Below are 9307 nucleotides of genomic sequence, written 5' to 3'. Positions count from 1 at the left end.
CCGTCGAACTGCGCCGCGTCACCTTCGGCTACGGCACCCACGCCGAACCCGTCGTCCGCGACCTCGACCTCACCCTCCCGCCCGGTGCGCGGCTGGTCGTCGTCGGGCCGAGCGGCGTGGGCAAGTCCACGCTGGCGGGCCTGATCGCGGGGCTGCTGGAGCCGTCGTCCGGCGAGGTGCGGGTGGGCGGCGCGGCGGCGCGTGCCGAGGGGGCGGCGGCGCGGCGCGTGCTCATCCCGCAGGAGGCGTACGTCTTCTCCGGGACCGTCGGCGACAACCTGCGCTATCTGCGCGAGGACCCCGTGGGCGAGCGCGAGGTCCTGGCCGCCGCCGAGGCGATCGGCGCGGACGCGCTCGTGCGGAGGCTGGGCGGGCTGGACGCCCCCGTGACGCCGGACGAGCTCTCCGCGGGGGAGCGGCAACTGATCGCGCTGGTCCGCGCGTACCTCTCGCCGGCCCCCGTGGCGCTGCTGGACGAGGCGGCCTGCCATCTGGACCCCGCCGCCGAGGCGCGCGCCGAGGGCGCCTTCGCGGCGCGCCCCGGCGGCACCCTCGTGGTCGTCGCCCACCGCGCGGGCTCGGCGCGGCGCGCGGATCGCGTGCTGGTCATGGACGGTCCCGGTACGGTCGCCGGTACGCACCGGGAGCTGATGGCGCGTTCGGCGCTGTACCGGGAGCTGATGGGCGGGGGACAGCGTTCCTCATACCCAGCCGGCGCCGCGCGAGATGCGGATCGCGTCCACCCGGTTGCGGGCCCCGGTCTTCCGGGTGATGGCGGCCATGTAGTTGCGCACGGTTCCGTTCGACAGGTGGAGGCTGCGCGCGATCTCGCCGACGGAGGCCCCCTCGGCGGCGAGTGAGAGCACGCTCAGCTCCCGCCGGGTCAGGGGTATCTCGGCCGCCTGGAGGAAGCCGAAGCCGAGGGTCTCGTCGATGTAGCGCTCGCCTTTGGCGACATGCCGTATGCCCTCGACGAGCCGATCAGGAGAAGCGTTTTTGCTGAGGTAGCCCAGGGCGCCCGCCTCATAGGCGCGACGCAGCGGGCCGGGGCGCCCGGCGGTCGTCAGCGCCAGCAGCACGGGCCGGCCGTCACCGGGCTTGCCGTCGCCGGGCCGGGCATCGCCGGGACGGCCGCCCACGGGCCCGTTCGTCCGCGCGGCGGCCCGTTCGCCGCCGCCTTCAGGACATCGTCCGCCCCCCGGCCGGAGGTTCACGCACTCGCCCGCGTCCGGGCTGTCCATGTCGGCCACGCACACATCGGGCCGTGTCGTCCGGGCCGCGGTGGCCGCGCCCCGCCAGGAGGTCGAGGACACGTCGAGATCCGGCTCTCTGCCGAGGAGTGCCGCCAGCGCCATGCGCAGCAGATAGGTGTCGTGTATCAGAAGAACCCGTATCACGGTCTGCCTCTCCCGCTCCGTGTAGCGAAACGCCTCGGACACGTCGGTAAATTCATACCGGCGCGAGCCACCGCTCCGGGTGCAGTTACCCGCTACCCGGGGGGCGTAAGGGCGTGGGGAGCCAGCCGGGCCCGCCTCAACTGCGAACGGCATACGCCTGGCGTGACGGCCGTCAGCGGGCGATGAGCCGGCAGACCGTCTCGATATCGATCTTCACCTGCGCGATGGACGCCCGCCCCGACAGCCAGGTGATCAGCGCCGAGTGCCAGGTGTGCTCGATGACGCGGACGGCCGACAACTGGGCCGGGTCGGGCGGGCCCGCCGGGCCCATGGCGTCCAGGATGATCGTGGTGGTCAGCCGGGAGACCGTGTCCACCTCGGCGCTCACCGACCGGTCGGCGAAGGTCAGGGCGCGCACCATCGCGTCGGCCAGATGCGGCTCGCGCTGCATCGCGCGGAACGCCCGCATCAAGGTCTGGGCGACGCGCGCGGCCGGGTCCTCCTCCGTCGGGGGGCGCTCGCGCAGCGCGGTGTGCAGCTGCTCCAGCTGGTCGCGCATGACGGCGACCAGCAGATGGACCTTGGAGGGGAAGTAGCGGTAGAGCGTGCCGAGGGCGACGCCGGAGGACTCGGCGACCTCCCGCATCTGGACGGCGTCGAAGCCGCCGCGGCTCGCCAGCCGGGTGGTGGCCTGGAGGATCCGGCGGCGCCGGGCCTCCTGACGTGCCGTCAGGGCAGGGGCGGCCGTGGACACGAGGGGCGGCACGGCCGACGTGGATTCCGGCGTTCTGGATTCCGTAGCCATATGTCCTGTTTCATCGTGCCGTGCAACACTCCGTCCGGCGGCTCCCGGGGGGCCTTGGACGGCACAGCATGACAGGGGTCGGGCCGTGGCGCGAATCACCCGGCGGCGCTCTTTCGGTCCCCTGACATCCCGGTAGATTCAAGCTTCTGACGACCCAGTCTGAAACTTGTTCTAGATTAGCGCGACCCGTTACGCTCCGGCGGAACAGCCAGCGAGAAGGAGGCCGGAGTGACCGCTGAGGCCACGGAGGCATCGGTCACGCGAGCCCGCAGCAGTCTCCCGGCCGGGGGCGACCGCGTCGACGGCGAACCGCCGCTGCGCATCGCGATGCTCACCTACAAGGGCAACCCCTTCTGCGGCGGCCAGGGCGTCTACGTCCGCCACCTCTCCCGCGAGCTCGCCCGCCTCGGCCACTCCGTCGAGGTCATCGGCGCCCAGCCCTACCCCGTCCTCGACGAGGGCGTGCCGCTCACCGAGCTCCCCAGCCTCGACCTCTACCGGCAGCCGGACCCCTTCCGCACCCCGCGCCGCGAGGAGTACCGCGACTGGATCGACCTCCTGGAGGTCGGCACCATGTGGGCCGGGCGCTTCCCCGAGCCGCTGACCTTCTCGCTCCGCGCCCGCCGCCATCTCGCCGCCCGGCGCGGCGACTTCGACGTCGTCCACGACAACCAGACCCTCGGCTACGGGCTCCTGGGCGGCCCCGGCGCCCTCGGCGCCCCGCTGGTCACCACCGTCCACCACCCCATCACCGTCGACCGGCAGCTGGAGCTGGACGCCGCGGAGGACTGGAAGCGCCGGGCGTCCGTCCGCCGCTGGTACGCGTTCACCCGCATGCAGAAACGTGTCGCCAGGCGGCTGCCGTCCGTACTCACCGTCTCCGGCTCCTCCCGCCAGGAGATCGTCGACCACCTCGGGGTGCGCCGGGACCGCGTCCACGTCGTCCACATCGGCGCCGACACCGACCTCTTCTCGCCCGATCCGGCCGTCGCGGAGGTGCCCGGGCGGATCGTCACCACCTCCAGCGCGGACGTCCCGCTCAAGGGCCTGATCCATCTGATCGAGGCGCTCGCCCAGGTCCGCGCCGGGCACCCGGACGCCCATCTGGTCGTCGTCGGCAAGCGCGCCGAGGACGGGCCGGTGGCGGCGGCGATCCGGCGCCACGGCCTGGAGGACGCCGTCGAGTTCGTCAAGGGCATCACGGACGAGGAGCTCGTCGACCTCGTCCGCTCCGCGCGGATCGCGTGCGTGCCGTCGCTGTACGAGGGGTTCTCGCTGCCGGCCGCCGAGGCCATGGCCACCGGCACCCCGCTGGTGGCCACGACCGGGGGAGCGATCCCCGAGGTCGCCGGCCCCGACGGCGAGACCTGCCTCGCGGTGCCGCCCGGCGACGCGGGCGCGCTGGCGGCCGCCCTCTCCCGAATGCTGTCGGACGACGCTCTCCGCCGTCGCCTCGGCGCGGCCGGGCGCGAGCGGGTACTGGCCAAGTTCACCTGGCGGCAGGCGGCGATCGGCACGGCCGAGCACTACCGGGAGGCGATCGCGCGGGCCGGGGCGGCGAGCCGGGCCGGGGGCCCGGGCAGGTCCGGCACCGCCGGGCCGCGCCGCAGTGGCTGAGCGCACCGCGAGGTGCCCGGCGGTGCCGAACCGAGCGAAACCCCAACCCGCATCCGAACTCGGACGAAAGTAAACAGCCGTGCTGACCGTCGATTTCTCCCGCTTTCCGCTCGCCGCAGGCGATCGCGTCCTCGACCTCGGCTGCGGCGCCGGCCGCCACGCCTTCGAGTGCTACCGGCGCGGTGCCCGGGTCGTCGCCCTCGACCGCAACGGGGACGAGATCCGCGAGGTCGCCAAGTGGTTCGCCGCCATGAAGGAGGCCGGGGAGGCCCCGGAGGGCGCCACCGCCACCGCCATGGAGGGCGACGCCCTCGCGCTGCCCTTCCCCGACGCGAGCTTCGACGTCGTCATCATCTCCGAGGTCATGGAGCACATCCCGGACGACAAGGGCGTCCTCGCCGAGATGGTGCGCGTCCTCAGGCCCGGCGGCCGGATAGCGATCACCGTGCCCCGCTACGGCCCGGAGAAGATCTGCTGGACGCTCAGCGACGCCTACCACGAGGTCGAGGGCGGCCACATCCGCATCTACAAGGCCGACGAACTCCTCCGCAAGATGGAGGAGGCCGGCCTCAAGCCCTACGGCACCCACCACGCCCACGGCCTTCACAGCCCCTACTGGTGGCTCAAGTGCGCCTTCGGCGTCGACAACGACAAGGCGCTGCCCGTCCGCGCCTACCACAAGCTGCTGGTCTGGGACATCATGAAGAAGCCCGCGGCCACGCGCGTCGCCGAGCAACTGCTCAACCCCGTCATCGGCAAGAGCTTCGTCGCCTACGCGACCAAGCCGCACCTGCCCGAGGACGCCGCCGAGTGACCGCCTTCAGTGGCCCCGGCCGCACCGAACGCCTCGTCCTGCCCGGCGTCCTCACCGCCGAGGAGGCGGCCCGCACCGTCGCCGGCATCGCCGCCGTCCAGCGCCCGGACGGCGCCATACCCTGGTTCACCGGCCACCACCTCGACCCCTGGGACCACGTCGAGGCCGCCATGGCCCTGGACGCCGCTGGCGAGCGCTCCCGCGCCGAGGCCGCCTACCGCTGGCTCGCCGACCACCAGAACCCCGACGGCTCCTGGTACGCCGCCTACGCCGACGGCGACGCCGCACGGCCCACCGACCGCTCCCGGGAGACGAACTTCGTCGCCTACGTCGCCGTCGGCGTCTGGCACCACTACCTCTCCACCGGCGACGACGCCTTCCTCGACCGCATGTGGCCGACCGTCTTCGCCGCCGTCGAGTTCGTCCTGCGGCTCCGGCAGCCGGGCGGCCAGATCGGCTGGAAGGCCGAGGACGACGGCACGCCCGTCGCCGACGCCCTGCTCACCGGCTGCTCCTCCATCCACCAGGCGCTGCGCTGCGCGCTCGCCATCGCCGAGCACCGCGAGGAGCCGCAGCCGGACTGGGAGCTGGCCGCGGGCCTGCTCGCCCACGCCATACGCCACCACCCCGAGCGCTTCCTCGACAAGAGCCGCTACTCCATGGACTGGTACTACCCGGTCCTCGGCGGCGCCCTGACCGGCCCGGCCGCCAAGGAGCGCATCGAGGAGCGCTGGGACGACTTCGTCGTCCCCGGCCTGGGCGTCCGCTGCGTCGTCCCCAACCCCTGGGTCACCGGTGGCGAGAGCTGCGAACTGGCGCTGGCCCTGTGGGCGATGGGCGAGTCCGACCGCGCCGTCGACATCCTCCAGTGGATCCAGCACCTGCGCGCCGAGGACGGCATGTACTGGACGGGCTACGTCTTCGAGGACAAGGCGGTCTGGCCGGAGGAGCGCACGACGTGGACGGCCGGCTCCCTGCTGCTCGCCGTCGCCGCCCTCGGCGGCGACGAGGCGACGACGGCGGTCTTCGGCGGCGAGCGGCTGCCGTCCGGGCTGGAGCCCGACTGCCACTGCGGGTGAGCGGGCACTGCGGGTGAGCGGGCCGGCCTCCGCCGGCTGACCGCTTCGGTCCCCGGCCGGTGGCGGAACGGAGCGGGCTGGGCGACCCTGGGGAGGACTACCCCCGGGAGGTACCCGTGTCCCAGCGCGCCCGCCGGGCCGCCGTCGCCCTGCTCCTGGCCTGCGGTCTGCTCCTCGCCGGCACGGCCTGCGGAGGCAAGAGCGAGAAGAAGAGCGGCGCCGAGGCCACCCCGACCGCCACCGGCTCGGCGGAACGCCAGAAGTTCGCCAAGACCCGCTTCGTCGCCAACGCGGGCCTCGCCGCCGGCGCCACCTACCAGTGGATCGTCAAGCCCTTCCGGAACGGCTCCTTCAAGAAGGGCGCCGACGGCCGTACCAGTGCGCTGATCAAGGCGGGCCTGGCCGGTACGTTCGCGTACAACCGCCTCAAGGCCGCCGCCGACAACGCCAAGGGCGACCCGACGCTCACCAAGGCCCTGGCCCCGGTGACCGCCGGCATCGAGTCCCTCAAGGGGATGGGGACCAAGCTCCGCAAGGGCGAGGCCGGGGACGCCGACATCAATGCCTTCGACAACGTCATCAACAGCGTCAAGGACGCGGGCAAGAGCGCGGGCGCCCCGGTCACCGACAAGGTGCCGTCGTTCTCCGACGTCCAGAAGGGCGGAGGGGGCTGACGCCCGAACGGGACGACGCACCATGGGCGTTGTCGTACCCACGCCCTAAAGTGGCGCCATGACGCTTTTGAGCCACGAACGCTACTGCCAGGAGATCCTCACCCAGACCGAGCTGATGCGCGCCACCCTGCGTGGCGTCGCCGTCGGCACCGTCGTGCCGACGTGCCCCGACTGGACCGTCGCCCAGCTGGGCCGGCACCTCGGCAACGCCCACCGCTTCGCGGCGGGGCTGGTCCGGGAGCGGACCGTCGACTTCACCCCGGACATCTCCGGCGACTCCACGGCCGGGGCCGAGACGCTGGACGCCGCCGGGCTGGACGCGTGGCTGGCCGAGGGGGCCGAGGAAGTGGTCGCGGCGCTGCGGGAGGCGGGGCCCGACGTCCCGGTGTGGACGTTCGGCAGGCAGCAGAAGTCGTCGTTCTGGGCCCGCCGGATGACGCACGAGACGGTGATGCACCGCGCCGACGCCGCCTCCGCCGCCGGCGTCCCGTTCACGGTCGAGCAGGACGTCGCCGCGGACACCCTCGACGAGTGGCTGGACATCGTCACGTCGCCGCTCGCGCAGGCATGGAAGCCGCAGCTCAAGGAGGTGCTGGGGGACGGGCGCACGCTGCACCTCCACGCCACGGACACCCCGCCGGAGCTGAACGCCGAGTGGTTCGTCGACGCCACCGGCGAGAGCATCGAGTGGCGCCGGGCGCACGAGAAGGCGGCCGTGGCCGTGCAGGGCCCGCTGACCGAGGTCCTGCGCGTGTTCTACCGGCGGCTCCCGGCCGACACTGGTCTGGTGGAGGTCGTCGGCGACCGCGCGGTGCTGGAGCACTGGCTGGAGCGGGTCTCGTTCTGATGAGGGCCCGTCGATGAGGTCGCGGCCATGGCCGGGCCGTCTGCCGTCGGCGCGTGCCGCGCGGCGGCCCGTCGTGTCGGCCCTGCTGGCCCTGCTCGCCGCCACCGCGTGCGTCGGCGGCGGCGAGCAGGGCCCCCGCCCCGGCGCGGCGGGCGTGGGCGACCCGCTCTTCCCCCGCCTGGGCAACGGCGGCTATCACGTCCGCCACTACGGACTCACCCTCGACTACGACCCCGGCACCCGCCGCCTCGCGGCCACCGCCGTCATCAGCGCCCGTGCCACCCAGGACCTCGGCTCCTTCAACCTCGACCTCAAGGGCCTGACCGTCCGCGCCGCCCGCGTCGACGGAAAGCCGGCCCGGACGCGGCGCGCCGGCTCCGAGCTGACGGTGCGCCCGTCCGCTCCGCTGCGCAAGGACACCGCCTTCGAGACGGTCGTCGAGTACGACGGCGAGCCGGCGGAGATCAGGGACGCGGACGGGTCGGTGGAGGGCTGGGTCCGCTCGGAGTCGGACCACGGCGTGGCCGCCCTCGGCGAGCCGTCCGGCTCGATGGCCTGGTTCCCCGGCAACAACCACCTCTCCGACAAGGCCGCCTACGACATCACCGTCACCGTCCCCGACGGCTACACCGCCGTCGCCAACGGCGAGCTCACCCGGACGGAGCACAGGCCCGGCGGCCGGACCGCCTTCGTCTGGCACAGCGCGGAGCCCCTGGCGAGCTATCTGGCGACCGTCGCCGTCGGCCGGTTCACGGTGACGACCGGCAGGACGCCGCGCGGGCTGCCCTACTACATCGCCGCCGCCCCCGAGGAGACCGCGGCCGTGCCGGGCATGGTGAAGCTGCTGCCCGAGGTCGTCGAGTGGGAGAGCGGGCTGTTCGGCCCGTTCCCCTTCTCCTCCACGGGCGGGGTCGTCGACCACAACGCCCGGGTGGGCTACGCCCTGGAGACCCAGCCCAAGCCGTACTACCAGGCCGCCCCCGGCGACACCACGATCGTGCACGAGCTGGCCCACCAGTGGTTCGGCAACGCGGTCACCCCCAGCACCTGGCGGGACATCTGGCTCAACGAGGGCTTCGCCACCTACGCCGAATGGCTGTGGGAGGAGAAGCGGGGCGGCCGCACGACGCGGCAGATCTTCACCGACTACTACGACGGCGAGGACCCGAACAGCAGGGGTCCCGGTGGCAGGACCATCTGGGACTTCCCGCCGGCCGCCCCCACCCCGCGGACGCTGACCGACCCGCCCGTCTACGGCCGGGGCGCGATGGTGCTCCAGAAGCTCCGGGAGGCGGTCGGCGACCGGGAGTTCTTCGGCATCCTGCGCGCCTGGGTCCGGGAGCACCGCTACGGGAACGCGGACACGAAGCAGTTCATCCGGCTCTGCGAGAGCAGGACGGGCAGGGATCTGGGCGCGCTCTTCGACACCTGGCTCCGGAAGAAGGGCAGGCCGGCGCCCGCCGGGTAGGCCGCCGGCCGTTCAGGAGTTCAGCTCGGCGAGCAGGGTGAGGGTGTCCGGGTCCGGGGCCATGACCAGGAGGTCGGTGACCGGGCCCGCACGCCACCGCGCCAGCCGCTCGGCGATGCGTTCGCGCGGGCCGACGAGCGAGACCTCGTCGGCGAAGGCGTCGGGCACGGCCCCGACCGCCTCCTCCCGCCGCCCGGCCAGGAACAGCCGCTGGATCCGGCGTGCCTCCTCGGCGTATCCCATCCGGCCCATCAGGGCGGCGTGGAAGTTGCGGGTGGCGGCGCCCATGCCGCCGATGTAGAAGGCGAGCATGGTCTTCACCGGCCGCAGCCCCTCGGCGAGCTCGCCCGCCGGGCAGACGCGCACCTGGGCCATGGGGGCGACCATGAAGCCCTTCGGCGCCTCGGCGAGGGCGTCGGCGTGGAGCCCGGTCCGGTCCGGTGACCAGTACAGGGGGAGCCAGCCGTCCGCGATGCGCGCGGTCTGGGCGACGTTGCGGGGGCCCTCGGCGCCCAGCAGGACCGGCAGGTCCGGGCGGAGGGGATGGGTGACGGACCGCGGCGGCTTGACGTGCCCCGTCGCACCGGGGCCCGGGTGGGGGAGGGG

At 73.5% G+C, this 9307-nt stretch carries 9 protein-coding genes and 1 pseudogene; 7 read left to right on the top strand and 3 right to left on the bottom strand.

All coding sequences use genetic code 11. From position 1 onward, the window contains the following. Positions 1 to 116: 116 nt before the first annotated feature. Positions 117 to 422 (top strand): annotated as a pseudogene (locus K6I33_RS26135) (ATP-binding cassette domain-containing protein); the annotation flags it as partial. A gap of 279 nt (positions 423 to 701) precedes the next feature. On the opposite strand, the gene K6I33_RS26130 reads toward K6I33_RS26135, so the two are convergent. Next, positions 702 to 1397, bottom strand: coding sequence for a DNA-binding response regulator (locus tag K6I33_RS26130; RefSeq protein WP_308297307.1), 696 nt, complete (start codon positions 1395 to 1397; stop codon positions 702 to 704). 172 nt (positions 1398 to 1569) lie between these two features. Next, a complete protein-coding gene (locus tag K6I33_RS26125) occupies positions 1570 to 2202 on the bottom strand; it encodes a TetR family transcriptional regulator (protein ID WP_229356985.1) in 633 nt (210 codons plus the stop codon). Between the two features lie 228 nt (positions 2203 to 2430). Between K6I33_RS26125 and K6I33_RS26120 the strand changes: the two genes are divergently transcribed. The 6 genes from K6I33_RS26120 (at position 2431) to K6I33_RS26095 (ending at position 8701) form a co-directional block, all read left to right on the top strand. Then, complete coding sequence (locus K6I33_RS26120) at positions 2431 to 3819, top strand: glycosyltransferase family 4 protein (protein WP_374285844.1); 1389 nt, start codon at positions 2431 to 2433, stop codon at positions 3817 to 3819. A 79-nt stretch (positions 3820 to 3898) separates the two neighbouring features. Further along, positions 3899 to 4633, top strand: a complete 735-nt coding sequence (locus tag K6I33_RS26115; protein ID WP_229356984.1) for a class I SAM-dependent methyltransferase — start codon at positions 3899 to 3901, stop codon at positions 4631 to 4633. Continuing rightward, positions 4630 to 5712: a prenyltransferase gene (locus tag K6I33_RS26110; RefSeq protein ID WP_229356983.1), complete on the top strand. Its 1083-nt coding sequence runs from the start codon at positions 4630 to 4632 to the stop codon at positions 5710 to 5712. The genes K6I33_RS26115 and K6I33_RS26110 overlap by 4 nt, the downstream gene beginning before the upstream one ends. Before the next feature lie 116 nt (positions 5713 to 5828). After that, on the top strand, positions 5829 to 6386 hold the full coding sequence (locus K6I33_RS26105; RefSeq protein WP_229356982.1) for a hypothetical protein: 558 nt from the start codon (positions 5829 to 5831) through the stop codon (positions 6384 to 6386). A gap of 58 nt (positions 6387 to 6444) precedes the next feature. After that, positions 6445 to 7233 carry a maleylpyruvate isomerase family mycothiol-dependent enzyme gene (locus tag K6I33_RS26100; protein WP_229356981.1) on the top strand — a complete coding sequence of 263 codons (789 nt, stop codon included), beginning with the start codon at positions 6445 to 6447 and terminating at the stop codon, positions 7231 to 7233. Positions 7234 to 7246: 13 nt separating this feature from the next. Further along, positions 7247 to 8701, top strand: coding sequence for a M1 family metallopeptidase (locus K6I33_RS26095; RefSeq protein WP_229356980.1), 1455 nt, complete (start codon positions 7247 to 7249; stop codon positions 8699 to 8701). Between the two features lie 12 nt (positions 8702 to 8713). Here the strand turns inward: K6I33_RS26095 and K6I33_RS26090 are convergent. Then, positions 8714 to 9307 (bottom strand): LLM class flavin-dependent oxidoreductase (locus K6I33_RS26090; RefSeq protein ID WP_229356979.1); only part of this gene is annotated, 594 nt, incomplete at its 5' end.

The organism is Streptomyces sp. UNOB3_S3 (assembly GCF_020740895.1).
Taxonomy (GTDB): Bacteria; Actinomycetota; Actinomycetes; order Streptomycetales; family Streptomycetaceae; genus Streptomyces.
Note: the sequence above shows the minus strand (reverse complement) of the source record. Positions and strands in the feature narration are given on the sequence as shown.

Bases quoted from the DNA above. Each gene is read 5' to 3' on its own strand.
- K6I33_RS26100 (WP_229356981.1), top strand. From the start codon at position 6,445: ATGACGCTTTTGAGCCACGAACGCTACTGCCAGGAGATCCTCACCCAG.
- K6I33_RS26095 (WP_229356980.1), top strand. From the start codon at position 7,247: ATGAGGTCGCGGCCATGGCCGGGCCGTCTGCCGTCGGCGCGTGCCGCG.
- K6I33_RS26125 (WP_229356985.1), bottom strand. From the start codon at position 2,202: ATGGCTACGGAATCCAGAACGCCGGAATCCACGTCGGCCGTGCCGCCC.